The organism is Streptomyces sp. NPDC048560, assembly GCF_040650955.1.
Lineage (GTDB): Bacteria > Actinomycetota > Actinomycetes > Streptomycetales > Streptomycetaceae > Streptomyces.
Genome location: NZ_JBEZIJ010000006.1, coordinates 364,781 through 390,108, shown reverse-complemented (window position 1 = coordinate 390,108; position 25,328 = coordinate 364,781). Strand labels below are relative to the sequence as shown.

The 25,328-nt window shown below is 70.8% G+C and carries 24 protein-coding genes and 1 riboswitch; of the genes, 18 read left to right on the top strand and 6 right to left on the bottom strand.

The genetic code is table 11. From position 1 onward, the window contains the following. The first annotated feature begins 50 nt into the window (after positions 1 to 50). The 5 genes from AB0C82_RS18945 to AB0C82_RS18925 all read left to right on the top strand — a co-directional run bounded on the left by AB0C82_RS18945 (position 51) and on the right by AB0C82_RS18925 (position 6,468). Positions 51 to 860 carry a c-type cytochrome gene (locus AB0C82_RS18945; protein WP_362842991.1) on the top strand — a complete coding sequence of 270 codons (810 nt, stop codon included), beginning with the start codon at positions 51 to 53 and terminating at the stop codon, positions 858 to 860. Further along, positions 857 to 1,909, top strand: a complete 1,053-nt coding sequence (locus tag AB0C82_RS18940) for a Rieske 2Fe-2S domain-containing protein (RefSeq protein WP_362842988.1) — start codon at positions 857 to 859, stop codon at positions 1,907 to 1,909. Before AB0C82_RS18945 ends, AB0C82_RS18940 begins: the two co-directional genes overlap by 4 nt. Further along, a complete protein-coding gene (locus AB0C82_RS18935) occupies positions 1,906 to 3,531 on the top strand; it encodes a cytochrome bc complex cytochrome b subunit (RefSeq protein WP_362842985.1) in 1,626 nt (541 codons plus the stop codon). Before AB0C82_RS18940 ends, AB0C82_RS18935 begins: the two co-directional genes overlap by 4 nt. A 123-nt stretch (positions 3,532 to 3,654) precedes the next feature. After that, positions 3,655 to 4,719, top strand: a complete 1,065-nt coding sequence (gene trpD, locus AB0C82_RS18930; protein WP_362842983.1) for an anthranilate phosphoribosyltransferase — start codon at positions 3,655 to 3,657, stop codon at positions 4,717 to 4,719. Positions 4,720 to 4,801: 82 nt separating this feature from the next. Further along, positions 4,802 to 4,918: riboswitch (SAM riboswitch) on the top strand. Between the two features lie 173 nt (positions 4,919 to 5,091). Continuing rightward, complete coding sequence (locus AB0C82_RS18925; RefSeq protein WP_362842980.1) at positions 5,092 to 6,468, top strand: aminotransferase class V-fold PLP-dependent enzyme; 1,377 nt, start codon at positions 5,092 to 5,094, stop codon at positions 6,466 to 6,468. Positions 6,469 to 6,541: 73 nt separating this feature from the next. Here AB0C82_RS18925 and AB0C82_RS18920 read toward each other — a convergent pair whose 3' ends face one another. After that, the gene (locus tag AB0C82_RS18920) at positions 6,542 to 6,823 is read right to left on the bottom strand and encodes an Lrp/AsnC ligand binding domain-containing protein (RefSeq protein ID WP_362842978.1); all 282 of its coding nucleotides are present in this window, start codon (positions 6,821 to 6,823) and stop codon (positions 6,542 to 6,544) included. Next, entirely contained in the window at positions 6,820 to 7,569 is a 750-nt protein-coding gene (locus AB0C82_RS18915) for a rhomboid family intramembrane serine protease (RefSeq protein ID WP_362842975.1), read from the bottom strand. The genes AB0C82_RS18920 and AB0C82_RS18915 overlap by 4 nt, the downstream gene beginning before the upstream one ends. A gap of 169 nt (positions 7,570 to 7,738) precedes the next feature. Here AB0C82_RS18915 and AB0C82_RS18910 point away from each other — a divergent pair, with 169 nt between their 5' ends. The 5 genes from AB0C82_RS18910 (at position 7,739) to AB0C82_RS18890 (ending at position 13,249) form a co-directional block, all read left to right on the top strand. Continuing rightward, positions 7,739 to 7,981 (top strand): hypothetical protein, encoded by a 243-nt coding sequence (locus tag AB0C82_RS18910; protein WP_328909734.1) that lies wholly within the window; start codon positions 7,739 to 7,741, stop codon positions 7,979 to 7,981. 34 nt (positions 7,982 to 8,015) lie between these two features. Beyond that, a complete protein-coding gene (locus AB0C82_RS18905) occupies positions 8,016 to 9,377 on the top strand; it encodes an NYN domain-containing protein (protein WP_362842972.1) in 1,362 nt (453 codons plus the stop codon). Positions 9,378 to 9,667: 290 nt separating this feature from the next. Beyond that, positions 9,668 to 10,693, top strand: coding sequence for an NlpC/P60 family protein (locus AB0C82_RS18900; RefSeq protein ID WP_362842969.1), 1,026 nt, complete (start codon positions 9,668 to 9,670; stop codon positions 10,691 to 10,693). A gap of 248 nt (positions 10,694 to 10,941) precedes the next feature. Further along, positions 10,942 to 11,973, top strand: coding sequence for an NlpC/P60 family protein (locus AB0C82_RS18895; RefSeq protein WP_362842966.1), 1,032 nt, complete (start codon positions 10,942 to 10,944; stop codon positions 11,971 to 11,973). 16 nt (positions 11,974 to 11,989) lie between these two features. Next, complete coding sequence (locus AB0C82_RS18890; protein WP_362842963.1) at positions 11,990 to 13,249, top strand: hypothetical protein; 1,260 nt, start codon at positions 11,990 to 11,992, stop codon at positions 13,247 to 13,249. Here the strand turns inward: AB0C82_RS18890 and AB0C82_RS18885 are convergent. Further along, positions 13,225 to 14,475: a glycosyltransferase family 87 protein gene (locus tag AB0C82_RS18885; protein WP_362842960.1), complete on the bottom strand. Its 1,251-nt coding sequence runs from the start codon at positions 14,473 to 14,475 to the stop codon at positions 13,225 to 13,227. The genes AB0C82_RS18890 and AB0C82_RS18885 overlap by 25 nt on opposite strands. A gap of 99 nt (positions 14,476 to 14,574) precedes the next feature. On the opposite strand from AB0C82_RS18885, the gene AB0C82_RS18880 reads away from it, so the two are divergent. Further along, the gene (locus tag AB0C82_RS18880; protein WP_362842957.1) at positions 14,575 to 15,717 is read left to right on the top strand and encodes a glycosyltransferase family 4 protein; all 1,143 of its coding nucleotides are present in this window, start codon (positions 14,575 to 14,577) and stop codon (positions 15,715 to 15,717) included. Between the two features lie 80 nt (positions 15,718 to 15,797). Here AB0C82_RS18880 and AB0C82_RS18875 read toward each other — a convergent pair whose 3' ends face one another. Next, complete coding sequence (locus AB0C82_RS18875) at positions 15,798 to 17,594, bottom strand: AMP-dependent synthetase/ligase (protein ID WP_362842955.1); 1,797 nt, start codon at positions 17,592 to 17,594, stop codon at positions 15,798 to 15,800. A 279-nt stretch (positions 17,595 to 17,873) separates the two neighbouring features. Here AB0C82_RS18875 and AB0C82_RS18870 point away from each other — a divergent pair, with 279 nt between their 5' ends. The 6 genes from AB0C82_RS18870 (at position 17,874) to AB0C82_RS18845 (ending at position 22,838) form a co-directional block, all read left to right on the top strand. Further along, a complete protein-coding gene (locus AB0C82_RS18870; protein WP_362842952.1) occupies positions 17,874 to 18,683 on the top strand; it encodes a metallophosphoesterase in 810 nt (269 codons plus the stop codon). Positions 18,684 to 18,781: 98 nt separating this feature from the next. Further along, positions 18,782 to 19,225, top strand: a complete 444-nt coding sequence (locus AB0C82_RS18865) for an SRPBCC family protein (protein ID WP_362842949.1) — start codon at positions 18,782 to 18,784, stop codon at positions 19,223 to 19,225. 4 nt (positions 19,226 to 19,229) lie between these two features. Then, the gene (locus AB0C82_RS18860; RefSeq protein WP_362842947.1) at positions 19,230 to 20,441 is read left to right on the top strand and encodes an ArsA-related P-loop ATPase; all 1,212 of its coding nucleotides are present in this window, start codon (positions 19,230 to 19,232) and stop codon (positions 20,439 to 20,441) included. 59 nt (positions 20,442 to 20,500) lie between these two features. Beyond that, positions 20,501 to 20,968 carry a DUF5304 domain-containing protein gene (locus AB0C82_RS18855; protein ID WP_362842944.1) on the top strand — a complete coding sequence of 156 codons (468 nt, stop codon included), beginning with the start codon at positions 20,501 to 20,503 and terminating at the stop codon, positions 20,966 to 20,968. 86 nt (positions 20,969 to 21,054) lie between these two features. After that, positions 21,055 to 21,996: an ROK family glucokinase gene (locus tag AB0C82_RS18850; RefSeq protein ID WP_362842941.1), complete on the top strand. Its 942-nt coding sequence runs from the start codon at positions 21,055 to 21,057 to the stop codon at positions 21,994 to 21,996. 68 nt (positions 21,997 to 22,064) lie between these two features. Beyond that, entirely contained in the window at positions 22,065 to 22,838 is a 774-nt protein-coding gene (locus tag AB0C82_RS18845) for an endonuclease/exonuclease/phosphatase family protein (RefSeq protein WP_362842938.1), read from the top strand. 31 nt (positions 22,839 to 22,869) lie between these two features. Here AB0C82_RS18845 and AB0C82_RS18840 read toward each other — a convergent pair whose 3' ends face one another. Together AB0C82_RS18840 and AB0C82_RS18835 are read right to left on the bottom strand one after the other, a co-directional pair. Then, positions 22,870 to 23,535 (bottom strand): hypothetical protein, encoded by a 666-nt coding sequence (locus tag AB0C82_RS18840; protein WP_362842936.1) that lies wholly within the window; start codon positions 23,533 to 23,535, stop codon positions 22,870 to 22,872. Then, positions 23,528 to 24,307 carry an alpha/beta fold hydrolase gene (locus AB0C82_RS18835; protein ID WP_362842933.1) on the bottom strand — a complete coding sequence of 260 codons (780 nt, stop codon included), beginning with the start codon at positions 24,305 to 24,307 and terminating at the stop codon, positions 23,528 to 23,530. The genes AB0C82_RS18840 and AB0C82_RS18835 overlap by 8 nt, the downstream gene beginning before the upstream one ends. A 206-nt stretch (positions 24,308 to 24,513) precedes the next feature. Here AB0C82_RS18835 and AB0C82_RS18830 point away from each other — a divergent pair, with 206 nt between their 5' ends. Further along, positions 24,514 to 25,302 (top strand): lysophospholipid acyltransferase family protein, encoded by a 789-nt coding sequence (locus tag AB0C82_RS18830; RefSeq protein WP_362842931.1) that lies wholly within the window; start codon positions 24,514 to 24,516, stop codon positions 25,300 to 25,302. The last annotated feature ends 26 nt before the right edge of the window (positions 25,303 to 25,328 follow it).

The following is a 25,328-nucleotide window of genomic DNA, read 5'->3' as shown; positions in this document are numbered from 1 at the left end:
CTCGCACCCACCCACCATCGACGCAGAAGATCCTGACACCGGGGTAATCCGTGAAAAAGCTCTCCGCACGACGACGCCATCCGCTGGCGGCGGTCGTCGTACTACTCCTCGCGCTGGCGGCTACCGGGGGGCTGTACGCCGCTTTTGCGCCTGCGGGTAAGGCGCAGGCAGACGAAACCGCCCAGTCCCTCGCTATCGACGAGGGTAAGAAGCTCTACTCCGTAGGCTGCGCCAGCTGCCACGGAACCGGCGGTCAGGGCACCACCGACGGGCCGTCCCTCGTGGGCGTCGGCTCCGCCGCCGTAGACTTCCAGGTCGGTACCGGACGTATGCCGGCTCAGCAGCCGGGCGCCCAGGTACCGAAGAAGCCGGTCGTCTACACCCAGGCCGAGATCGACCAGCTCGCGGCGTACGTCGCGTCGCTCGGCGCCGGTCCGATCACGCCGACCGAGAAGCAGGTCAGCCCCGAGGGCGCGGACGCGGCCAAGGGCGGCGACCTGTTCCGTACCAACTGCGCCCAGTGCCACAACTTCACCGGTGAGGGCGGCGCGCTGACACACGGCAAGTACGCCCCGAGCCTTGAAGGCGTGAGCCCGAAGCACATCTACGAGGCCATGCAGACCGGCCCGCAGAGCATGCCGTCCTTCCCCGACACGACGATGCCGGAGCAGCAGAAGCGGGACATCATCGCGTACGTCCAGACCGTGAACGGAGAAGACTCCGCGAGCCCCGGTGGGCTCAAGCTGGGTGGTCTCGGTCCGGTCAGCGAGGGTCTGTTCGGCTGGATCTTCGGACTCGGCGCACTGATCGCAGTTGCCGTCTGGGTCGCGGCCCACACCGCTAAGGCCAAGAAGTCATGAGTAGCAAAGAGATTCCAGAAGAGATCCTGCCGGTCGAGCAGGACACCGCGCACGGCGCGGTAAAGGTGGCGGACGACCCGTTCGCCGATCCGGGGCTGCCGGCCCACAAGCCGCGCATCCAGGACATCGATGAGCGGGCGGCGAGGCGCTCCGAGCGCGCGGTCGCGACCCTGTTCATGCTGTCCATGCTGTCGACGGTCGCGTTCATCGCCTCCTTCGTCATCTTCCCGGTCGACAAGATCGTCTTCATCTGGCCGTTCGGCCACGTGAGTGCGCTGAACTTCTCCCTGGGCGTGACCCTGGGTCTGGCGCTCTTCTGCATCGGCGCGGGAGCCGTCCACTGGGCGCGCACCCTGATGTCCGACGTGGAGACGGCTGCCGAGCGTCACCCCATCGAGGCCGAGCCCGAGGTCAAGGCGCAGGTCCTGGCCGACTTCGCGGCCGGTGCCGCCGAGTCCGGCTTCGGCCGGCGCAAGCTGATCCGCAACACCATGTTCGGTGCGCTGGCCCTGGTGCCGCTCTCCGGTGTCATGCTGCTGCGCGACCTCGGCCCGCTGCCGGAGAAGAAGCTCCGCAACACCATGTGGGGCAAGGGCAAGCAGCTCATCAACATGAACACCATGGAGCCGCTGCGTCCCGAGGACATCGTCGTCGGCTCGCTGACCTTCGCCATGCCCGAGGGCCTGGAGGAGGACGCGCACGACTTCCAGACGCAGATGGGCAAGGCCGCCCTGATGATCGTCCGGATCGAGCCGGACGACATCAAGAGCAAGCGTGAGCGCGAGTGGGCCCACGAGGGCATCGTGGCGTTCTCGAAGATCTGCACCCACGTCGGCTGCCCGATCAGCCTGTACGAGCAGCAGACGCACCACGTCCTCTGCCCGTGCCACCAGTCCACCTTCGACCTCTCCGACGGCGCCCGCGTCATCTTCGGTCCGGCCGGTCACCCGCTCCCGCAGCTGCGGATCGGCGTGAACACTGAGGGCAACCTCGAGGCGCTGGGTGACTTCGAAGAGCCCGTCGGTGCTGCATTCTGGGAGCGCGGATGAGTACTGCGACAGACACCAAGCGCAAGGCACCCGCCGGTGAGCGGGTGGCCGACTGGGCGGACGGCCGGCTCGGCATCTACGGCCTGGCCAAGGCCAACATGCGCAAGATCTTCCCGGACCACTGGTCCTTCATGCTGGGCGAGGTCGCGCTCTACAGCTTCATCATCATCATCCTCACGGGTGTGTATCTGACGCTGTTCTTCCACCCCAGCATGAACGAGGTCGTGTACCACGGCTCGTACGAGCCGCTGCAGGGCATCCGGATGTCCGAGGCCTACGCCTCGACGCTCCGCATCAGCTTCGACGTACGCGGTGGTCTGCTCGTCCGGCAGATCCACCACTGGGCCGCGCTGATCTTCCTGGCGGCCATGTTCGTGCACATGATGCGCGTCTTCTTCACGGGTGCGTTCCGCAAGCCCCGTGAGGTCAACTGGGTCTTCGGCTTCCTGCTGTTCGTCCTGGGCATGTTCACCGGGTTCACCGGTTACTCGCTCCCGGACGACCTGCTGTCGGGCACCGGTGTCCGCTTCATGCAGGGCGCCGTCCTCTCGGTGCCGGTCGTCGGTACGTACCTCTCGATGTTCCTGTTCGGCGGGGAGTTCCCCGGCGTCGACTTCGTCGCCCGGTTCTACTCGGTCCACATCCTGCTGCTGCCGGGCATCATGCTCGGGCTCGTGGTCGCTCACCTGATCCTGGTCTTCTACCACAAGCACACGCAGTTCGCGGGCCCCGGCAAGACGAACAAGAACGTCGTCGGTATGCCCCTGCTGCCGGTGTACATGGCGAAGGCCGGAGGCTTCTTCTTCCTGGTCTTCGGTGTCATCGCCATCATCTCGGCGATCGCCTCGATCAACCCGATCTGGGCCCTGGGCCCGTACCGCATCGACCAGGTGTCGACCGGCGCGCAGCCCGACTGGTACATGGGCTTCTCCGAAGGCCTCATCCGCGTGATGCCGGGCTGGGAGATCAACGCGTGGGGTCACACCCTCGTCCTGGGTGTGTTCATCCCGCTGATGGTCTTCCCGCTGGTCCTGGTCGCGATCGCGGTCTACCCGTTCATCGAGTCCTGGGTCACGCGTGACAAGCGCGAGCACCACATCCTGGACCGCCCGCGCAACGTGCCCACCCGCACGGCGTTCGGCGTCGCCTGGATCACGTGGTACTTCGTGCTGCTCGTCGGTGGTGGTAACGACCTGTGGGCGACGCACTTCCACCTGTCGATCAACTCCATCACCTGGTTCGTGCGGATCGCGTTCTTCGTGGCCCCGGTCATCGCGTTCATCGTGACGAAGCGGATCTGCCTCGGCCTCCAGCGCCGCGACAAGGACAAGGTGCTGCACGGACGCGAGTCCGGCATCATCAAGCGCCTGCCGCACGGTGAGTTCGTCGAGATCCACGAGCCGCTCAGCCCGGGCCAGCTGCACACGCTGACCGCGCACGAGCAGTACACGCCGGCCGAGATCGGCCCGGCGGTCGACGAGAACGGCGTGAAGCGCAAGGTCTCCGCGATGGAGAAGCTGCGCATCAAGCTCAGCAAGGGCTACTACGGCGGGGACAACCAGATCGCCAAGCCCACCGCCGAGGAGTACAAGGAGATCACCAGCGGCCACGGCCACCACTGATCACCTGAACTGATCGCCACAGTGAGAGCCCCGTCCATCGGGTGGACGGGGCTCTTTGCTGCCCTCCGGGCTGGATAAGGTGGAGCCGATCCCCTTATCGGCTGTGGACCCCAGGAGCGGACCATGAACGTTGTGACCCCGGACGGCGGCGACAGCGTGGCGGCTCGTTCCTGGCCGGGCGTGCTGAACCCGCTGCTGCGCGGCGAGGACCTCGGCGCGGACGACACCGCGTGGGCCATGGACCGCATCATGAGCGGCGAGGCGACCGACGCGCAGATCGCCGGCTTCGCCGTCGCGCTGCGGGCCAAGGGCGAGACGGTGGAGGAGGTCACGGGGCTCGTACGGACCATGTACGCGCACGCCAACACCATCCACGTACCGGGCCGCACGGTCGACATCGTGGGCACCGGCGGCGACCTCGCCAAGACGGTCAACATCTCCACCATGTCCGCGATCGTCATCGCGGGGGCCGGCGCGAAGGTCGTCAAGCACGGCAACCGCGCCGCCTCTTCGGCGAGCGGGGCGTCCGACGTCCTGGAGAAGCTGGGCGTCAACCTCGAACTGACGCCGCAGCGCGTCGTGCAGGTGGCGGAGGAAGCGGGCATCACCTTCTGCTTCGCCGTGAAGTTCCACCCCGCCCTGCGGTACGCGGCCAAGGCCCGCAAGGAACTCGGCGCGCAGACCACGTTCAACATCCTGGGCCCGCTCACCAACCCGGCACAGGTGCGCGCCCAGGCCGTCGGCGTCGCCGACCTCCGGATGGCGCCCATCGTGGCGGGCGTGCTCGCCGACCGCGGCAACTCCTCGCTGGTCTTCCGCGGCGACGACGGCCTCGACGAGCTGACCACGACGGCGACGTCGCGGGTCTGGGTGGTCCGGGACGGGGCGGTGCGCGAGGAGGCGTTCGACCCGCGTGACGTCGGCCTGGAGCTGGTGCCCGTGGAGGCCCTGCGCGGGGCGGACGCCTCGTACAACGCGGACGTGGCCCGCCGTCTGCTGGACGGCGAGACCGGTCCGGTGCGCGACGCGGTGCTCCTCAACACGGCGGCCGCGCTGACCGCCCTGGACCCGGGACCCGGCACGCTGAACGAGCAGATCGCCGCCGGGATCGTGCGGGCCAGGGAGTCGGTCGACTCCGGTGCGGCCAAGCGCGTGCTGGAGCGCTGGGTGGCGGCCAGCAACGCCTGAACACGCATGGCGCGCGCGGGGCGCGGTCCGGATGCCGGACCGCGCCTTGCGTATGTCCGTGCGTATGGCAAGATGCTGCGCAGGTCATGAGTGACAGCGAATAGGCCCCGGCTCGCTGTCCGGCAACCCTCCGTCCGTGGCGGGGTGCCCCGGGTGAAGACCAGGCCGCAGGCAGCGAGGTCTGCGGCAAGCGCGGGCCCCTCGGCATCTGTGAATGCCAGCCCCCGGGGTCCTGGTCCCTAGGGAGTCCCTTGTGAGCAAGCGAATGCGTTAGGGCCTTTTCGCCCTCCTCCGCGCACCCTCTTTTCTTCTCCCGCGCTGCCGCGTACCCGCCGGCGTGTGGAATTCGCCTGCCTCTTACGGGAGTTCGCCATGTCTGTCTCCGTCGCTGCCCTCGACCAGTCCATTTGTGCGCCGCTGCCCGTTCTGGGCAAGGACGTCACGGTTCCGCTCGTGACGGGTGGCGAAGTCACCTATGCGGCCCTCGACTACGCGGCGAGCGCCCCGGCTCTCCAGCGGGTGTGGGACGACGTCGCCGCGTACGCCCCGTACTACGGCAGCGTCCACCGGGGGGCCGGCTACCTCTCGCAGCTCTCCACGGACCTCTTCGAGAACAGCCGCAGGACCGTCGCCGAGTTCCTCGGCTGCCGGGCGGACGACCAGGTGATCTTCACCCGTTCGACGACCGACTCCCTCAACCTGCTCGCCGCCGCGATCCCCGCGGACTGCGAGGTGTTCGTCTACGAGACCGAGCACCACGCCTCGCTGCTGCCCTGGCGCGACGCCCGCGTGACCTACCTCAACGCCCCCCGTACGCCCGGTCAGGCCGTGGAGTTCCTGGAGCGGGCGCTCGCGGGACGCGACCCCCACGGACCTGCGCTGGTCTGCGTCACGGGCGCCTCCAACGTCACCGGGGAGCTGTGGCCGGTCAGGGAACTGGCCGCCGTCGCCCACGCCCACGGCGCGCGGATCGTCCTGGACGCAGCGCAGCTCGCGCCGCACCACCCGGTGGACATCGCGGAGCTGGACGTCGACTGGGTCGCCTTCTCCGGCCACAAGCTGTACGCGCCCTTCGGCTCGGGAGTCCTCGCGGGCCGCGCCGACTGGCTGCGGGACGCGGAGCCGTACCTGGCGGGCGGCGGCGCCTCGCGCAAGGTCGCCCGGCGCGCCGACGGCGGCGTGGACGTGGAGTGGCACACCACCGCGGCCCGTCACGAGGCCGGTTCGCCCAACGTCATCGGCGTCTACTCGATCGCCGCCGCCTGCAAGGCGCTCACCGAGGCGGGTTTCGACACGCTCGTCGCCCGCGAGCAGCACCTCGTCTCGGTGGTCCGCGAGGGACTCGCCGAGGTCCCGGAGGTCCGGGTGCTCTCCCTGTTCGGCGACGACGCCCCGCGGGTCGGTGTCATCTCGTTCGTCGTCGAGGGCTGGAACAGCTCGCACTTCGCCGCCGCGCTCTCCGCGGAGTACGGCATCGGGGTCCGCGACGGACTGTTCTGCGCCCACCCGCTGGTGCGGACCCTGCTGGGCGGTGAGGCCCAGGACCCGGGCGAGTGCGGCGCCCCGGAGTCCGAGCCGGGAGAGAAGTCGCTCAACGCGATCCGGGTCAGCTTCGGGGCCGGTACGCCGGACGAGCACGTCGAGCGTTTCGTAAGGGCGGTGAAGGAGCTGGTCCGCGAGGGCGCCCGCTGGAAGTACCGCACGGAGGACGGCCGCTGCGTCCCGGACCGCGGGGCCGCTCAGGTCTGACGGCCGCGACACGTCGGCCGGGCACGGGTGCGCCCCGTGCTCGGCCGGCGTGCGACGAGAGGTCCGACAGCTCTCAGGCGTCCAGGCCGATCGCGAAGGCCGCTTCCAGGTCGTGCTGCGAGTACGTACGGAAGGCCACGTGGGTGTCCGTTCCCTCGACGCCCGGGATCTTGCTGATCCGGCCGGGGATGACATCGGCGAGATCGTCGTGCCTGGCCACCCGGACCATGGCGATGAGGTCGTAGGTACCGGTGACGGAGTAGACCTCGCTGACACTGTCCAGCGCGGCGATGGCCTCGGCGATCTCCGGAATCCGGTCCACGCTGGTCTTGATGAGCACGATCGCGGTGATCACGGCTGGCTTTCTCCCTCGGTGGCCGTGGCTGGAGACTTCACTCTAGCCCCACGGCGGTAGCACACCCAGGCGTACAGGAACCCGGCGGCGAAGCCCGCGACGTGGGCGAGATACGCCACGCCCGGGCTGTTTCCCACGCTCTGCGCCGCCAGCCACTGGAGGATGAACCAGAACATCAGCACGATCCAGGCGGGAAAGCGCAGCGGCAGGAAGAAGAGGAACGGGAAGATGCTCGTGACCCGCACCTTGGGGAAGAGGCAGAGGAACGCGCCGAGCAGTGCGGAGATCGCCCCCGACGCGCCGACCAGGGTCTGGTCGGACTCGGCGTGCGCCGCCGCGTAGACGAGCAGGGCCAGGTAGCCGCAGGAGAGGTAGAAGACGGCGAACCCGAGGTGGCCCATGCGTTCCTCGGCCATCGCCCCGAACACGTACAGGAACAGCATGTTGCCGAGCAGGTGCAGCCAGCTGCCGTGCACGAACAGCGCGGTGAGCGGGGTGAGGAGCGCACGCGTGGAGCCGTCCCACAGTTCGCTGGGGATCACGCCCCACCGCTCGAAGTAGGCGGCCTGCGCGGCGAGCAGCCGGTCGGCCGTGCCGTAGGAGAGGTTGAACCCGGAGAGCGGGCTGATCAGGAAGATGGCGCAGCACAGCGCGATGAGCCCGTAGGTGACGGGCGCCCCGTCCGCCGCGGCCGCGGCGCGGACCCTCCTGGCCTTGTCCCCCCAGACTTCCCGCCGATCGATCATGCACAGAGCATGACGTACCGGCGGAGAACGGGACAGGGCGCCTCGCCGTGTCTCCGGGTATGCCCGAGGCCGTAGGGTTGCAGCAGGACATCCGCAGTTCGACGGCGCACCGCGAGATCGTTGATACAGACAGCTTCAGGCTCGACGAACGACGAAAGAGGACGCAACGATGACGACGGTTCCCATGCCGACCGACGGGACCCGCTGGCGCTGCACGCTCTGCGGAAACCTCACCCGGTTCGATGTGACCCGCTCCTCCAAGGTCGTGGAGTACGTCCATCTGGACCTGGCCGGGGAGTCCAGCGTCGAGGAGCGCGAGGTGGTCAGTGAGACCATCGAGTCGGTGCGCTGCCGCTGGTGCAACGCGGTTGATCAGATCGAGCTGGTAGACAGGCCCGGCGCCGACTCCTGACGGGGCCGCGGACAAACTTTTGGGGTGACGGATGGTGGAGCAGCCGACTAGCGGCGCCGAACCGGCCGATGAGGCCGAGGGCGCCGTCGAGGCACTCGACCGCCCGCTGCCCGAGGGAGTGCGACGGCGGGTCATCGCGCTGGTCTCGGACGCGTTCGGCGGCCTGACCGTCGGCGAACTTCCCACCCAGCTCAGACAGTACGCCCGCTTCACGCCCACCCGGCGCGCCAAGTTCGCCGGGAACGCGATGGCGGCAGCGCTGGAGAGCGAGCCGGCCTTCCGCCTGCGCATCGGTGAGCGGATCGCGCAGGCGCAGCCCGAGCTGGCCGCCACGCTGGAGGCCGGAGCGCCGCCCGCCGCCGCCGATCCCGTCGACGTGGCCGCCGCCGCCTACGTGCTGCGGCCGGCAGGCTGGGTCAAGCTGGTCGAGGCCGCGGGCGAAGAGGTTCAGCGGGCCGACGCCGAGCGGGTCGACGAGGAGACCCGGCGCGAACTGGAGCGGCTCCGCGAGGAGCTGGCCCAGGCACGCAGTCAGACGAAGAGCGAGACCGAGCGGCTGCGCGCCGAACTCGAAGCCGCCCGCAAGGAGGCTGAGTCCCTCCAGCGCAAACTCCGCAGTGCCCTCAGCGAGGTGAAGCGCAGCGAGGCGGCCCTGCGCCGCGGTGGCGCCGAGGCCGACACCGTACGGGCCGAGGCGGCGGTGCAGATCTCGGCCGCCGAGAGCGAGTCCCGGAGGCTGAAGGCGCGGCTCGGCGAGGCGGAGGCGTCCGTGGAGGCGAGCCGCAGGGCCGCCAGGGAAGGGCGCTCGGTCGAGGACATGCGGCTGCGGCTGCTCCTGGACACGGTGCTCGACGCGGCGCAGGGACTGCGGCGCGAACTCGCCCTGCCGCCCTCCTCGATCCGTCCCGCGGACAGCGTCGAGGCCGTCGAACCGGGCCGGATGTCGCCCAAGGACATTGCCGCCAGAGCCCTTTCGGAGACCGATCCCGCCCTGCTCGACCAGCTGCTCGCGCTGCCCCAGGCGCATCTGATCGTCGACGGCTACAACGTCACCAAGACCGGCTATCCGCAGATGCCGCTGGAGAAGCAGCGGTTGAGGCTGCTGGGCGGTCTCTCGGTCCTGGCGGCACAGACGGGGGCGGAGATGACCTGTGTCTTCGACGGAGCCGAACTGGCCGCTCCGGTGCTGCTCGCGCCGCCGCGCGGGGTGCGGGTGCTGTTCAGCAAGGCGGGCGTGACCGCCGACGAGCTGATCCGGCAACTGGCCCGTGCCGAACCGCCCGGCCGGCCCGTCGTGGTGGTCTCCACCGACCGCGAAGTGGCCGACGGAGTGGCGAAGGCGGGTGCGAGACCCGTCGCGTCCGCCTTGCTCCTGAAGCGGCTTTCGCGCGTCTAGGGCCTTGTGTCCCGCATGTGTGACATGCCGGTATTTTGGGAACGTACCGTCAAGTTGCAGCTACACGCGGTGTGCTGTGAGTAAATAAGTGCCTCGTGTGGCGAGATTTTGCCCGTGAGGATTTGAACTCATCACAAGTTGGTCACTAGGGTCAGCCCTCGAACCTTCGCACGGTTGACCACCCATCCGGGGTGGCAGCGAAGGAACCGCCGAGTCCGTGAGAGCACGGAGCCGGGGATTCCATCCCCCACAGCCCGGTAGGCGGCTCGAGGAAGAAGGAGCTCGCCTTCGTGGCGTCCCACCGTCGTCCCAAGCAGCCGAGCCGCACCCGCGTGACCGTGCTCACCGCCACCGCCGCCGCGGCCGTGGCTCTGACATCTCAGGCAGCGCACGCCGATCCCAAGCCGACCAAGAACGAGGTCAAGGCGAAGGTCGACAAGCTCTACCACGAGGCCGAGGCGGCCACCGAGAAGTACAACGGGGCCAAGGAGCAGCAGGACAAGCTCAAGAAGCAGGTCGACGCGCTCCAGGACAAGGTCGCCCGCGGCCAGGACGAGCTCAACACCCTGCGCGGCGAGCTCGGTTCGCTCGCCACCGCGCAGTACCGCTCCGGTGGCATCGACCCGTCCATCCAGCTCTTCCTCGCCTCGGACCCGGACAGCTTCCTCGACAAGGCCTCGGCGCTCGACCAGCTGACCGCCAAGCAGACCGAGTCGCTGCAGAAGATCCAGGGCAAGCAGCGCACCCTCGCGCAGCAGCGCAAGGAGGCCCAGGAGAAGCTCGGCGACCTCGCTGACGTGCGCAAGGCGCTCGGCGAGAACAAGAAGAAGTTCCAGGGCAAGCTCGCCGACGCCCAGCAGCTCCTCAACACCCTGACCGAGGCCGAGCGCGAGAAGATGCGTCAGGAAGAGGTCCGCGCCAGCCGGGCGTCGAGCGACCGGGTCAGCCTCGGCAACGAGGTCCCCGCATCCGCCCGCGGGGCAGCGGCGCTCCAGGCCGCCTCCACGCAGCAGGGCAAGCCGTACGTCTCCGGCGGCACGGGCCCCAGCTCGTACGACTGCTCCGGACTGACCCAGTGGGCCTACGCCCAGGCCGGCGTCCAGATCAGCCGCACCACGTACACCCAGATCAACGACGGTGCCCGGATCGGACGCAGCGCGCTGAAGCCGGGCGACCTGGTCTTCTTCAACAACACCTCGCACGTGGGCCTGTACGCGGGCAACAACCAGATCCTGCACGCCCCGAAGCCGGGCGCCGTGGTCCGCTACGAGTCGATGGACTACATGGGCACCTTCCAGTTCGGCGTGCGCGTCTGACGCCCGAACGGGCGAATTGCGGCACCCTTCACTGACGCCCCGCCCCGCCGGAGACCGAGGTCACCGGCGGGGCGGAGCTGTTTTCCCGCCCCGCGCCGCCGGGCGCGGTCTTTGGCCGCCGTGTAGCAGTCCGATTACTGTCTGCCTGCTGCGCAGCTCCCGGTCCTCGTTCCGCCCGCCCGGGCGGCAGGGGCTGCGCTCCGTCCGGCGTCCAGCGGGCGGGTACGCGGAAGGGAGTACGGCTTCCTGTGGTGTCCCATCGCCGTTCCACGCAGTCCGGCCTCAACCGGACCGTCCGGGTCACTGTTCTGTCGGCCGCCGCGGCGACCGCCGCTGCCACACTCGGAGGCGCTCCGGCGAGCGCCGACCCCCAGGACACCCACGAGGCCACCAGGGCCCGCGTCGACCGGCTGTACGGCGAGGCCGAGAAGGCCACCGAGCGCTACAACGCGGCCGGGGAGAAGGTCGAGCGGCTGCGCGGCGTGGTGACCCGCGCGCAGGACGCCGCGGCCCGCGGCCAGGAGAACATCAACCGAATGCGCACCGCCCTCGGTTCGCTCGCCGGTGCCCAGTACCGCACGGGCGGCATCGACCCGTCGATCGCGCTGCTGCTCTCGTCGGACCCGGACACCTTCCTCGACCGGGCGGCCACCCTGGACCGGCTGAGCGCGCGCCGGACCGCCGAGCTGCACAAGCTCCAGGCGGTCCGGCGCACGGTCGCCCAGACCCGCGCGGAGGCCACCAGGTCCCTCGCGGAGCTGGAGAGTGGCCGGGCCGCCGTCTCCCGCCACAAGCGCTCGGTCGAGGGCAAGCTCGCCCAGGCCAGGGCGCTGCTGAACTCGCTGCCCGCCGAGGAGCGGGAGACCCTCGACCGGGCATCGCGGGACGGCAGGGACGAGCCGGTCCAGGCCCTCTCGGAGCAGGCACCCGGATCGGGAAGGGCGACGGCCGCCCTCGCGGCGGCCCGGCACGCGCTCGGCCTGCCGTACGTGTGGGGCGCCAACGGGCCCGGCGGATTCGACTGCTCCGGCCTCATGCAGTGGGCGTACGCCCAGGCGGGGGTCAGCCTCCCGCGTACCTCCCAGGCCCAGCGGTACGCCGGCCGGATGGTGCCGCTCTCCGAGGCCCGCCCGGGGGACCTGGTCGCCTACCGCGCGGACGCGAGTCACATCGGGATGTACGCGGGCGACGGCCAGGTGATCCACGCCCCCTACCCGGGCGCCCCGGTGCGCTACGACCCCGTCGGCATGATGCCCGTCTCCTCGGTCACCCGTCTGTGACCGTACGATCGGCGGGATGGCTGTTCAGAGGCATGGTGCGGTACGGGAGCGGGTCCGGGCACGGCGTACGGCGGGCGCCGTGCTCGCCTGCCTGCTGTTCGCGTCCGCCTGCGCGTCCCCCGGTGACCCGGCCCGGGACACGGCCGCCCAGGAGATCCGGGCCACCCTGGACCGCCGCGCGGGCGCGGTCCTGAACCACGACCCCGCCGCGTTCCTGGCCGTCCTCTCCCCGAAGGCCAAGGCGTTGCGGGCCGCCCAGCGCACAGAGCTGGCCAACCTCGCCGACGTACCGCTGAAGTCGTGGTCGTACGAGGTGAGGACCGTGACCCCGCACGGCACGGGCCGGGCCACCGCGGACGTCGACCTCCGCTACCGGATCGACGGCTACGACCGTGCGCCCGTGTCCGCCGCCCGAACCCTGGAGCTGGCCCGGGACGACACCGACGGCCGCTGGTACATCGCCGCCGACCGGCCCGCCGCGGGCGCCGCGGGCCAGCTGTGGCAGCAGGGGGACGTCCAGGTCGTCCGGGGCAGGCACAGCCTCGTCCTCGGGGTGGACCGCCCGGAGGAGGAACTGCGCCGGGTCGCCGACACCGCGGACCGCGCCGTGCCGGCCGTCACCGCCGCCTGGCCGGACTCCTGGGCGCGCCGGGTCGTCGTGCTCGTCCCCGGATCGGTGGAGGACATGGCGGGGCTGCTGGGCTCGCCGGCCGCGAGCTACCGGGGCATAGCGGCCGTCACCACCGGTGAGGTCGGAGGCTCGGGGAAGGCGCCCGGCGCTGCCGACCGGGTCATCGTCAATCCGCAGGCGTACACGGTCCTCGGCACGTTCGGACAGCAGGTCGTCCTCACCCACGAGACCACCCATGTGGCGACCCGTGTCCACACGTCCCCGTCCACACCGGTCTGGCTCTCCGAGGGCTTCGCCGACTGGGTCGCCTACCGGGACGAGGACCGTCCGGCCGACCTGATCGCGCCCGAGCTGGCCGAGGCGGTCCGTGGCGGCGAGCTGCCCGCCGAGCTGCCCGTCGACGCGGACTTCGGCTTCGGCGGCGACGCCGGGAAGCTGGCGAGGGCCTACGAGGGCGGCTGGATGGCCTGCGAGCTGATCGAGGACCACTGGGGCGCGGAGAAGCTGATCGCCTTCTACCGGGCCGTGGGGGGCCATCCAGGGCGGGACGGGGCGGTGGAGCAGGCGCTGCACACGGTGCTCGGCACGACCCCGCAGGAGTTCGGCGCGAGCTGGCGGGACTATCTGGCCGCCCGGCTCGGCTGACGGTTCTCCGGACCTTCGGCGGACTCCGCGCCCGGCCCGCTCCCGGACCGGGCCGGCACGGTCTCCCGCCAGAGCCGCCGCCCGGCCGTCAGCGAGGCCGCGACCAGCAGCCCGTTGCGTACGACGAGGAGCCACACCCCCTCCGCGTCGCTGGCGGCCACATGCGCGAAGCCGAGCGGGAACTCCAGCAGCGTGACGCCCGTGGCCACCAGCACCAGACCGGCCGGCAGCACCATGCGCCCGCCCCGGAACCCCAGGCAGACCGCCGCGAGGCCGACCAGCCACAGCATGTACTGCGGGCTGATGACCCGGCTGGTCGTGGTGAACAGCAGGACCGCCGTGAACGCCGCGTCCGCGGGGGTACGCACCGTGAACGTCCTGGCCCGCAGCCGCCACACCAGGAGCCAGCCGAGGGCGAGGACCGAAAGCCCCATGGCGAGCGTGGAGACCAGCGGGACGTACGGGCCGGTGAACTCCATCGAGCCGTAACGCAGCTCCACCCCGCCCTGCCAGCCGAACTGCCGGGCCACATGGAACACCAGCGCCCCCAGGGACTCGATCTCGGTACCCCGGTCCCGCTGGAACGACAGGAACGCGAACGCGCCGGGCAGCGCCGCCGCGCACAGCGTGGCCAGCACCGCCGCCGTCGTCGCGGCGGCGGTCCACGCGCTCCGGCTCGCACGGCCCCGCGCCGTGCCCACCAGCAGCAGGACGGGCCACACCTTCAGCAGCGCCCCGAAGGCGGCCAGCGCCCCCAGCAGCCGTGGCCGGCGCACCCCGGCCAGCAGCGCCGCCACCGCGACCGCGGTGACCATCAGGTCGTACCGCGCGTACGCGGTGGGGCCGAGAAGCGGCACCCCCGCCACCCACACCCAGGCCCCGGCGCCGCTCCTGCCGGGCAGCCGCCGCGCGTGGAGCAGCAGGCCGAGGACCAGCGCGTCGCACAGCAGGACCAGGACGTAGAAGGCCGACGGGTAGTCCAGGAACGGCAGCAGGGCGGGGGAGAGGACGGCGAGCGCGGCCACGGGCGGGTACTGCCAGGTGACGTCGTCGACCGGGTAGGTGCCGCTCCGCAGCACCTCGTACCAGCCGCGGTAGATCGCCGACACGTCGCTCGTGACGTCCGGTCCCGGGACCGTGAAGACCTTGAGGACGCAGAGCAGCAGCACCGCTCTGGTGAGGGCCCACACGGCGAGCGAGAGTCGTGTGCCGGTTGCTCCCGTCATGCCAGCCTCATCCGGTTAGGAGGTGGTTCGGGGAGCCATGATGCCCGGCGGGACGGTGCCGGCGCGATGAAGCGGGGCCGTTCGGTACTGTCGGCGGCGATGGACAAGACCCTGATCGTGACGAACGATTTCCCGCCCCGGCCCGGTGGTATCCAGGCGTTCCTGCACAACATGGCGCTGCGCGTGGACCCCGGGCAGCTCGTCGTCTACGCCTCCACCTGGAAGCGCGGACCCGAAGGTGCCGCGGCGACCGCGGCCTTCGACGCCGAGCAGCCCTTCACCGTGGTGCGCGACCGTACGACGATGCTCCTCCCGACCCCGGGGGTCACCCGTCGAGCGGTACAGCTCCTGCGCGAACACGGCTGCTCGTCCGTCTGGTTCGGCGCGGCTGCCCCGCTCGGTCTGATGGCACCGGCCCTGCGCAGGGCCGGTGCGCGCCGGATCATCGCCACCACTCACGGGCACGAGGCGGGCTGGGCCCAGCTCCCCGCCTCCCGTCAGCTGCTGCGCCGCATCGGCGAGGGCACGGACACGATCACATACCTCGGCGAGTACACCCGCTCGCGGATAGCGGCCGCGCTCACCCCCGAAGCGGCGGCCCGCATGGTCCAGCTGCCGCCCGGGGTCGACGAGAAGACCTTCCACCCGGCCTCGGGCGGGGACAGGGTCAGAGCCGGGCTCGGGCTCACGGACCGGCCCGTCGTCGTCTGCGTGTCGCGCCTCGTCCCGCGCAAGGGCCAGGACACGCTGATCCTCGCCATGCCCGCGATCCTGGCGCGGGTGCCGGACGCCGTCCTCCTGATCGTCGGCGGCGGACCGTACGCCAGGCAGCTGAGGAAGCTGGCCGCCGAGACCGGGGTGGGCGACTCGGTCCGCTTCACCGGACCGGTGCCGTGGGAAGAACTGCCCGCGCACTACGGCGCGGGTGACGTCTTCGCCATGCCGTGCAGGACCCGGCGCGGCGGCCTCGACGTCGAGGGCCTCGGCATCGTGTACCTGGAGGCGTCCGCGACCGGACTGCCGGTGGTGGCGGGTGACTCGGGCGGCGCGCCCGACGCCGTCCTCGACGGGGAGACCGGCTGGGTGGTGCGGGGCGGCTCCGCCGAGGAGTCAGCCGACCGGATCGTCACGCTGCTCGGCGACCCGGAACTGCGGCGGCGGATGGGGGAGCGGGGCCGGGCCTGGGTCGAGGAGAAGTGGCGCTGGGACCTGCTCGCCGAACGGCTCAAGGCACTGCTCTGAGAGCCTGACGCAGCGTCAGTTCACCTACGCCGAAGGGCCTGTCTCCGGTCAGGAGACAGGCCCTTCGCGCAACTGCCCGATCAGGCGCGGTAGATGGACTCCACCTCGTCGGCGAAGTCCTTCGCCACCACGTTCCGCTTCAGCTTCAGCGACGGCGTGATGTGGCCCGCCTCCTCGGTGAACTGGGCTGCCAGGATGCGGAACTTGCGTACGGACTCGGCCTTGGACACCGCGGCGTTGCCGTCGTCCACGGCGCGCTGCACCTCGGCCAGCAGCTCGGGGTCCTCGCGCAGCGACACGGCCGTCGAGCCGACGGGCTTGCCGTGCTCCTCGGCCCAGCGGCCCAGGAACTCCTCGTCCAGGGTGACCAGCGCGCCCACGAACGGACGGCCGTCACCGACCACCATGCACTCCGCGACCAGCGCGTGGGCACGGATCCGGTCCTCGATCACCGCGGGGGCGACGTTCTTGCCGCCCGCCGTCACGATGATCTCCTTCTTGCGGCCGGTGATCGCGAGGTAACCGTCCTCGTCGAGCGTGCCGATGTCACCGGTGTGGAACCAGCCGTCGGCCAGCGCCTCGGCGGTGGCCGTCTCGTTCTTCCAGTAGCCGGTGAACAGGTGCTCGCCGTGCAGCAGCACCTCGCCGTCGTCGGCGATCCGGACGACCGAACCGGGCAGCGGCTGACCGACCGTGCCGATCTTCTGCCGGTCCCACGGGTTGAAGGCGGTGGCCGCACACGTCTCGGTCAGGCCGTAGCCCTCCAGGACCGTGAAGCCGATGCCCCGGTAGAAGTGCCCGAGCCGCTCGCCGAGCGGTGCGCCGCCGGAGATCGCGTACTCGCCCCGGCCGCCGAGCACGGCCCGCAGCTTGCCGAAGACCAGCTTGTCGAAGACCTTGTGCTTGAGCTTGAGACCGAGGGACGGGCCCTGCGGCGTACCCAGTGCCCGGCTGTACGCGATCGCCGTGTCGGCGGCCCGGTCGAAGATCTTGCCCTTGCCGTCGGCCTGCGCCTTGGCGCGAGCCGAGTTGTAGACCTTCTCGAAGACCCGGGGGACACCGAGGATCAGCGTCGGCCGGAAGGCCGCCAGCTCATCGGTGAGGTTCTTGATGTCAGGCACGCAGCCGAGCTTGATGGGCGCCATCACCGAGGCGACCTCGACCAGCCGGCCGAAGACGTGCGCGGCGGGAAGGAAGAGCAGTACGGAGCACTCGCCGGTACGGAACAGCGGTTTCAGCCGCTCCACCACGTTCCCGCACTCCGCGAAGAAGCTGCGGTGGGTCAGCACGCAACCCTTGGGGCGGCCCGTGGTGCCCGAGGTGTAGACGATCGTGGCCGGGTCGTCGGCCTTCGCGCTCACCGTGCGCAGATCCATGGTCTCGTCCGAGACCTGGGCCCCGGCGGCGACGAGCTCGTCGACGGCTCCCTTGTCGATCTGCCACACGTGCTGCAGACCGGGGAGGGCGTCGCGTACGGAGGCGACGGACTCGGCGTGGGCGTCGCTCTCCACGAGGACGGCGACGGCACCCGAATCGCCGAGTATCCACTGGACCTGCTCGGGCGAACTGGTCTCGTAGACCGGGACGGTGACCCCGCCGGCGCTCCAGATCGCGAAGTCCAGTTGCACCCACTCGTAGCGGGTGCGCGACATCAGGGCGACGCGGTCACCGGGCTGCACGCCCGCCGCGATCAGGCCCTTGGCCGCGCTTCTGACCTCTGCGAGGAACTGGGTGGCGGTGACGTCCGTCCAGACGCCGGCCACCTTGCGGCTCATCACCGCGACTTCGGGATGCTGAGCGGCATTGCGGCGGATGAGATCCGTCAGGTTGCCGTCCGAGGGGACCTCGTACAGGGCCGGAAGGCTGAACTCGCGCAAGACTGCTGCTCCTCATCGGGCTCCGGTGCCACGGCTCTGTGTGACGCACCGGATGCGGTCCAAGACTGGCACGTGCTCCGTGGGGTGAGCACGACTGGACTGGCCGGACGTTACCCACCGGTACGTGGTTCCCGATAGGGGGTTCCGGCCAGATGTCTTATGCATCACACATAGAGGTGGGCCTTCCGCGCACAGTAGTGCACCCCTGTGACGACCCGGAAGTAACCGCAGGTCCGGCCGCCCCTACCCAGGCGGCGGACCGAGATCTAGGGTGATCGGATGCGAGGCAGCGGAGTGGACGGCCGAAGCGCGACCGGGAGAAGCGGTACGCGCATCCACGTGGTCAGCGACGTGCACGGCAACACGGAGGCGCTGGCCCGCGCCGGAGACGGCGCCGACGCCCTCGTCTGCCTGGGTGACCTGGTGCTCTTCCTCGACTACGCCGACCACTCGCGCGGCATCTTCCCCGACCTCTTCGGCGTGGAGAACGCCGACCGCATCGTCGAACTGCGCACCGCCCGCCGCTTCGAGGAGGCCCGCGCCTTCGGCCGCTCCCTGTGGGCGGGCATGGACCGCAACACCGCAATCGTGGCCGCCGTACGCAAGCAGTACGCGGAGATGTTCGCCGCCCTGCCCACCCCGACGTACGCCACCTACGGCAACGTCGACATCCCCGGCCTCTGGCCCGAGTACGCGGCACCCGGCACCACCGTCCTGGACGGCGAACGTGTCGAGATCGGCGGCCGCGTCTTCGGCTTCGTCGGCGGCGGCCTGAAGACCCCGATGAACACTCCGTACGAGATCAGCGACGAGGAGTACGCCGCCAAGGTCGAGGCGCTCGGACCTGTGGACGTGCTCTGCTCGCACATCCCGCCCGACGTCCCCGAGCTGACGTACGACACGGTGGCGCGCCGCTTCGAGCGGGGCAGCGTGGCCCTGCTCGAAGCCATCCGGCGCACCCGTCCGCGATACGCGCTTTTCGGCCATGTTCACCAGCCGCTGGCCCGTCGGATGCGGATCGGCGTCACCGAGTGTGTCAACGTGGGTCACTTCGCCTCCACCGGGCGGCCATGGGCGCTGGAGTGGTGACGCGGACCGCGGAACGACGAGCCTCCTGTACGCGATAGCCTGCACGCGGCAGACCTCTGCCGAACGCGACCGGTACACCGCACTGGAGGGCCACGGCGATGGCTGAACACACCAGCTCGAGCATCATGATCGAGGCGGCACCGGCCGACGTCATGGGAGTGATCGCCGACTTCGACCGCTATCCCGAGTGGACCGGCGAGGTGAAGCAGGCCGAGGTGCTGGCCGCCGACGACCAGGGCCGTGCCGAGCAGGTCCGCCTGGTGCTGGACGCCGGAGCCATCAAGGACGACCACGTCCTCGCCTACACCTGGACCGGCGGCAACGAGGTCAGCTGGACCCTCGTGAAGTCCCAGATGCTGCGGGCCCTCGACGGCTCCTACACCCTGGCGCCCGTCGGCGACGGCACCGAGGTCACCTACCGGCTGGCCGTCGACGTCAAGATCCCGCTCCTCGGCATGATCAAGCGCAAGGCGGAGAAGGTCATCATCGACCGCGCCCTCGCCGGACTGAAGAAGCGCGTCGAGTCCGTCCCGCGGGGCTGACCGCGTGCGTACGGTCCTGGTCACCGGCCCCGGCGGTGCGGGCCGTACGACGGTCGCGGCGGCGACCGCACTCGCCGCGGCCCGCGCCGGTCTGCGCACCCTGCTCGTCTCCGCCGACGCCGTGCCCGGGTTCCCCGCCGGTACGGAACCCGTCGAGGTCACCGACGGCCTGCGGTACGCCCGCATCGACTCGGGCGCGCACTTCCGCGGCGAACTCCTCGCCCTCCAGGACCGGGCGTCCGGGGTCCTCGGCCTGCTCGGCGCCAACCGCCTGGACGGCGAGGAACTCACCGAACTGCCCGGCAGCGCCCAGCTCGCGCTCCTGCACACCCTGCACCGCGCCGCGGCAGGCGACTGGTCGAAGGACGGCACGGACGTCCTCGTCGTCGACCTGCCGCCGCTGCCGGAAGCCCTCGCCGTACTCGCCCTGCCCGAGCAGCTGCGCCGCTACCTGCGTCGCCTCCTGCCGCAGGAACGCCAGGCCGCACGGGCCCTGCGCCCGGTACTGGCCCAGCTCGCCGGGGTCCCCGCACCCGCGCAGTGGCTCTACGACGCGGCCGCCCGCAAGGACGGCGAGCTGGCCGCGGTCCAGGCCCTGATCGAGGACGGGTCGACGACCGTACGCCTGGTCGCCGAGCCCGGCACGGCCGCCGAGGACGCACTGCGCACCGCCCGCACTGGGCTCGCGCTCCAAGGTCTGCGCGCCGACGCGCTCGTCGCCAGCCGGGTGCTGCCCCGGCACTCCTCGGACCCCTGGTTCGCCGGTCTCGCCGCCCAGCAGGAGAAGTGCCTCGGCCACTGGGCGCAGGAATGGCCCGCCGGAACACTGCGCGAGGCTGCCCACCTCGGCCACGACCCGCACGGCCCCGACGACCTGGCCCTGCTCGGCGGCCTCGCCCCCGACGTCCGGACACCCGGCCACGCGGGCGACCCGTGGTGGATCGAGGACACCCGGGCGGACACCGCGTCCGAGACCTCCGGCGATCCGGCCGAGGGAGTCCTCGTCTGGTGCCTGCCGCTGCCCGGAGCCGACAAGAAGGACGTCCATCTGGTCCGGCGCGGCGACGAACTCCTCCTCACCGTCGGCCCGTTCCACCGGATCGTGCGCCTGGAGTCCGGACTGCGCCGCTGCACCGTCTCCGGGGCCGCGCTCACCGACGGCGTGCTGCGTGTCCGGTTCGCCCCGGATCCGGCGCTATGGCCCCGGAACCGGTGAACGGTTTACCCCGTTCGGGTAACGTCGGTACTACGTCACCCTTGCCGCAGGAGCCCGCCATGAGTGAAGCCACCGATCGTCCCGCCGACGGCGACGCGTGGGCCGATGCCTGCGCCGAGGACCTGGAAGCCGAGAAGGCCAGGCGCCGCGCCCAGTACGGACCGCAGCCGGGATCCGCCGCCGAGGAGCTGCGCAAGCTCGTCGACGCCGTGGCCGACAAGGTCGCCTCGCTCCAGTCACCGCTGCTCGGCGTTGCAGCCCAGGGCGCGGTCCAGCAGGTGATCAGGCAGGCGAAGTCCGCGGTGGAGCCCGTCATCGAGCGCAATCCGGACCTTTTCGACCATCTCGCAGCAGCGGGCAACGAACTCCTGGCCGCCTACCGCTCGGCCGTCGAGGGCCAGGAGGCCCGCTGGACCCGCACCACCGAAGGCGCTGGCGGGGCCGGCACCCCGAAAAAGGCCGCCGAGGACCCGTCCGACCCGCGGGACGAGGGCGCCGGCGGCAGCGAGCAGATCGACCTGGACTGACCCCGGGCCGGAGGCAGAAGGCCCAGGGCCTGCCCTGCCTCGGGTACGGTTGGCCGTAGCGGGGCTCGACCGAAACTGAGGGATTCATGGGACTCACCATCGGCGTCGATATCGGCGGCACGAAGATCGCGGCTGGAGTGGTCGACGAAGAGGGCCAGATCCTCTCGATGTTCAAGGTACCGACCCCGCCGACGGCCGAAGGCATCGTCGACGCCATCTGCTCAGCGGTGGCCGGAGCGAGCGAGGGACACGACGTCGAGGCGGTCGGCATCGGGGCCGCCGGATATGTCGACGACAAGCGCGCCACCGTGCTGTTCGCACCGAACATCAAGTGGCGGCACGAGCCGCTGAAGGACAAGGTCGAGCAGCGGGTCGGTCTGCCGGTCGTCGTCGAGAACGACGCCAACGCGGCCGCCTGGGGCGAATACCGCTTCGGCGCGGGCAAGGGCCACGACGACGTCATCTGCATCACGCTCGGCACGGGCCTGGGCGGCGGCATCATCATCGGCAACAAGCTGCGACGCGGACGCTTCGGAGTGGCCGCCGAGTTCGGCCACATCCGGGTCGTCCCGGACGGCCTGCTCTGTGGCTGCGGCAGCCAGGGCTGCTGGGAGCAGTACGCCTCCGGGCGCGCGCTCGTCCGGTACGCGAAGCAGCGCGCCAACGCCACCCCGGAGAACGCCGCGATCCTGCTGTCGCTCGGCGACGGCACGGTGGAGGGCATCGAGGGCAAGCACGTCAGCGCAGCCGCCCGGCAGGGCGACCTGGTCGCCGTCGACTCGTTCCGTGAGCTGGCCCGCTGGGCCGGAGCCGGACTCGCCGACCTGGCCTCGCTCTTCGACCCCTCCGCGTTCATCGTCGGCGGCGGCGTCTCGGACGAGGGCGAACTCGTCCTCGACCCGATCCGCAAGTCCTTCCGGCGCTGGCTGATCGGCGGCGAATGGCGCCCGCACGCGCAGGTGCTCGCCGCTCAGCTCGGCGGCAAGGCCGGCCTGGTGGGCGCGGCCGACCTGGCCCGCCAGGGCTGATCCACAGCGCAGCCGGACGCCCGTCGCGCCCTCTGGGGAGCGGCGGGCGTCCGTCGTATCGTGAGGACATGGTCATGACGCCGCTGCCCGACTCCCGTACCGAGCCGGACGGTTCAGCCGTCGTCAGAGTGCTCAGTTACAACATCCGGTCCATGCGTGACGACACCGCGGCTCTGGCCCGCGTGATCCGCGCCTCCAGTCCCGACCTGGTGTTCGTCCAGGAGGCCCCGCGCTTCTTCCGCTGGCGCAAGGCTGCCGCCAGACTCGCCGCGGCGACCGATCTGGTGATCCTGTCCGGAGGCGCCACGGCGGCCGGCCCCATGCTGCTCTGCTCGCTGCGGGCCACGGTGGAGCGGACCGAGGACGTCCTGCTGCCGCTCACGCCCGGTCTGCACCGCAGGGGTTTCGCCACAGCGGTCGTGCGGATCGCGGGTACCAGGATCGGACTCCTGAGCTGCCATCTCAGCCTTCAGCGCGAGGAACGTCTCGCTCAGGCCGACCTGCTGCTCGAACGGCTGGACGCCATGCGGGTACCCCACGCGATCGCGGCGGGCGACCTCAACGAGGGGCCGGAAGGACCGGCGTTCGAGCGGCTCGCCGGGCGGCTGCAGGACTGCCGGGCCGTACGTCCGTGGGGCGGCGAGCACACCTTCTCACCGGACGACCCCCGGCGGCGTATCGACGCCGTCTTCGCCACGGAGGGCGTCGAGGTGCTCGGCTGCGGTGTTCCGTCGGGCCTCCCGGGGATCACCGACGCGGACCTGCGGGCGGCCACGGACCACCTGCCGGTGCTGGCGGCACTCCGGGTGCCCGCCCTGTCCGCTACGGCCCGGCCGGTCTGACCGGACGGGCCGTCACCTCACACGCGAGGCGTCAGACGACCGCGCCACGCCCCGGGTCGTCGTCCTCGTCGTCGTCGTGGGGCATCCGTGCCACCAGCGTCGCGAAGCCGCCGAGGAAGCCGCCGATGCAGAGCGTGGTGAGCCACCACGTCATCTCCCACTGCAGCAGGACGGCGATCAGCATCAGGACCGGACCACCGACGACCGCGAGCCAGGCGAACTTCGCCGTGACATCGGCCTCCGGCAGAGGCGGGGGCTCCGGCGGGACGAAATGCCCCTCCTCGCCGTCGTCGGAGCCGTCGGTGTCCCCGTTCTTCGGCTCCTCGACCTCGTAGTCGCGCGGGCCGGCCACACCGGGAGCGAAGACGACGGAGCTGCCCAGCGCCTTCTTCTCCGGAGGCTTCGCGGGCTTGGGCTTGCCCGCTCCCTTGTCCGCGTCGTCGCTCGTGCCCGCGTCCGGCTCCAGGACGTTGAGCTGATCGTCCTCCAGGAGGGCCAGGTCCTCGATCGACTTGAACGGCTTCGCGCCCGGCGGGTCCGGCGGCTCCTCGCCGTATCCCGCGACGATCGCCTCCCAGGCCGCGTCCTCGTCCACCGGCCGGGCACCCTCGGTCCCCTCCGGGGCACCGGTGCCCTCCGTGGGACGCGGTTCGCGCTCCTCGTCACTGCCTGTGCGCTCCGCGTCGTGCTCAGCCACCGGACGTGCTCCCCTTCTTCCCGACGCTGGGTGCGAGGCGGCCGACGAACGAGTAGCTCTCCTCGAAGATCCGCTCCGCATCATGGTCCAACGTCGCCACGTGGTAGCTCTGTTCCAGCAGGATCTCCTCGATGTCCGTCGACGAGACCCGGCTCAGGATGCGGGCGGAGTCGGCGGGCGGAACCACGTGGTCCTGCGGGCTGTGCAGCAGCAGGAGCGGCTGGGTGACCTGCGGAAGCTCGGCGTCGACCAGGCGGAAGAAATTGCGCACCGAATGGGCCGCGTGCAGCGGCACCCGGTGGTAGCCGACCTCCTCGACGCCGGCCATCGCGATGTCGCTGGTGAGGCCCTTCGTCGTACGCACGAGATGACGGGCGAACGGCAGGGCGTACGCCGAGAGGCCGTGCACCTTGTTCGCCGGGTTCACCAGCACCAGGCCCGCGACCGCGTCCCCGTGCTTCGCGGCCAGCCGCAGCGAGAGCGCACCACCCATGGAGAGTCCGAAGACGAAGACCTGGCTGCACCGCTCCCGCAGGACGCGCAGCTCCCGGTCCACCTCCGCGTACCAGTCCTGCCAGCCGGTGACGGCCATGTCCTCCCAGCGGGTGCCGTGTCCCGGCAGGAGGGGGAGGGAGACGGTCAGTCCCCGCTCGGCGAGGTAGTCGGCCCAGGGGCGCAGCGACTGCGGCGACCCGGTGAATCCGTGACAGAGAAGGACGCCGACCTCTCCGCCCTCGTGGCGGAACGGCTCGGCTCCAGGGAGGACCGGCACCGGGGGTCTCCTGTTCGTGAGGCTATGTCTCAAAAGGGAGTGCGAAAAGGGAGTGCGAAGAAGGATTACTTCACCGTACGCGACCGGACCGACACCGACCAGGGCCGTCACCGCTCGCGGGCCGCACGAGCGGCCCCATGCCGGGCGGAAGGCCGGACGATCCCACAGGTTATGGTCTGACCGACAGCACACAGGAGGCACCCGAGTTGATCTACGGCGCAATGAAGTTCTCCATCGGCGGCTCTCTGAAGCTCGCCTTCAGGCCGTGGGTGGAGGGCCTGGAGAACATCCCCGCGCACGGACCCGCGATTCTCGCGAGCAACCATCTGTCGTTCTCGGACTCGTTCTTCCTGCCGGCCGTACTGGACCGCAAGGTCACCTTCATCGCGAAGGCCGAGTACTTCACGGCTCCCGGGGTGAAGGGAAAGCTGACCGCTGCCTTCTTCAAGGGCGTGGGCCAGCTCCCGGTGGACCGCTCCGGGGCGCGCGGCGCCGGTGAGGCGGCCATCAAGGCGGGCATCCAGGTCATCGAGAGCGGCGGACTCTTCGGCATCTACCCCGAGGGCACCCGCTCGCCCGACGGCCGCCTCTACCGCGGCAAGCCCGGCGGTCTCGCGCGGGTGGCCCTCGCCACCGGTGCGCCCGTCATCCCCGTCGCGATGATCGACACGGAGAAGATCCAGCCGCCCGGGCAGGTGGTGCCCAGGCTGATGCGGCCGGGCATCAGGATCGGCAAGCCGCTCGACTTCAGCCGCTACCAGGGCATGGACGGCGACCGCTTCATCCTGCGCTCGGTGACCGACGAGGTCATGTACGAGATCATGAAGCTGTCCGGCCAGGAGTACGTCGACATCTACGCGACGGCGGCCAAGCGGCAGATCGCCGACGAGGCGAAGCTCCGGGCCGAGGACGAGAAGCGCGCACTGAAGCAGGGCGACGCCAAGGACGCGACGGACGTCGCGGGCACGGACGGAACGGACCGGACCGGCGCGTAGTCGCGCCGCTGTCCGCCGGGGGGTGG

Bases quoted from the DNA above. Each gene is read 5' to 3' on its own strand.
- AB0C82_RS18940 (WP_362842988.1), top strand. From the start codon at position 857: ATGAGTAGCAAAGAGATTCCAGAAGAGATCCTGCCGGTCGAGCAGGAC.
- AB0C82_RS18935 (WP_362842985.1), top strand. From the start codon at position 1,906: ATGAGTACTGCGACAGACACCAAGCGCAAGGCACCCGCCGGTGAGCGG.
- trpD (WP_362842983.1), top strand. From the start codon at position 3,655: ATGAACGTTGTGACCCCGGACGGCGGCGACAGCGTGGCGGCTCGTTCC.
- AB0C82_RS18925 (WP_362842980.1), top strand. From the start codon at position 5,092: ATGTCTGTCTCCGTCGCTGCCCTCGACCAGTCCATTTGTGCGCCGCTG.
- AB0C82_RS18915 (WP_362842975.1), bottom strand. From the start codon at position 7,569: ATGATCGATCGGCGGGAAGTCTGGGGGGACAAGGCCAGGAGGGTCCGC.
- AB0C82_RS18910 (WP_328909734.1), top strand. From the start codon at position 7,739: ATGACGACGGTTCCCATGCCGACCGACGGGACCCGCTGGCGCTGCACG.
- AB0C82_RS18890 (WP_362842963.1), top strand. From the start codon at position 11,990: ATGGCTGTTCAGAGGCATGGTGCGGTACGGGAGCGGGTCCGGGCACGG.
- AB0C82_RS18885 (WP_362842960.1), bottom strand. From the start codon at position 14,475: ATGACGGGAGCAACCGGCACACGACTCTCGCTCGCCGTGTGGGCCCTC.
- AB0C82_RS18880 (WP_362842957.1), top strand. From the start codon at position 14,575: ATGGACAAGACCCTGATCGTGACGAACGATTTCCCGCCCCGGCCCGGT.
- AB0C82_RS18870 (WP_362842952.1), top strand. From the start codon at position 17,874: ATGCGAGGCAGCGGAGTGGACGGCCGAAGCGCGACCGGGAGAAGCGGT.
- AB0C82_RS18865 (WP_362842949.1), top strand. From the start codon at position 18,782: ATGGCTGAACACACCAGCTCGAGCATCATGATCGAGGCGGCACCGGCC.
- AB0C82_RS18855 (WP_362842944.1), top strand. From the start codon at position 20,501: ATGAGTGAAGCCACCGATCGTCCCGCCGACGGCGACGCGTGGGCCGAT.
- AB0C82_RS18850 (WP_362842941.1), top strand. From the start codon at position 21,055: ATGGGACTCACCATCGGCGTCGATATCGGCGGCACGAAGATCGCGGCT.
- AB0C82_RS18845 (WP_362842938.1), top strand. From the start codon at position 22,065: ATGGTCATGACGCCGCTGCCCGACTCCCGTACCGAGCCGGACGGTTCA.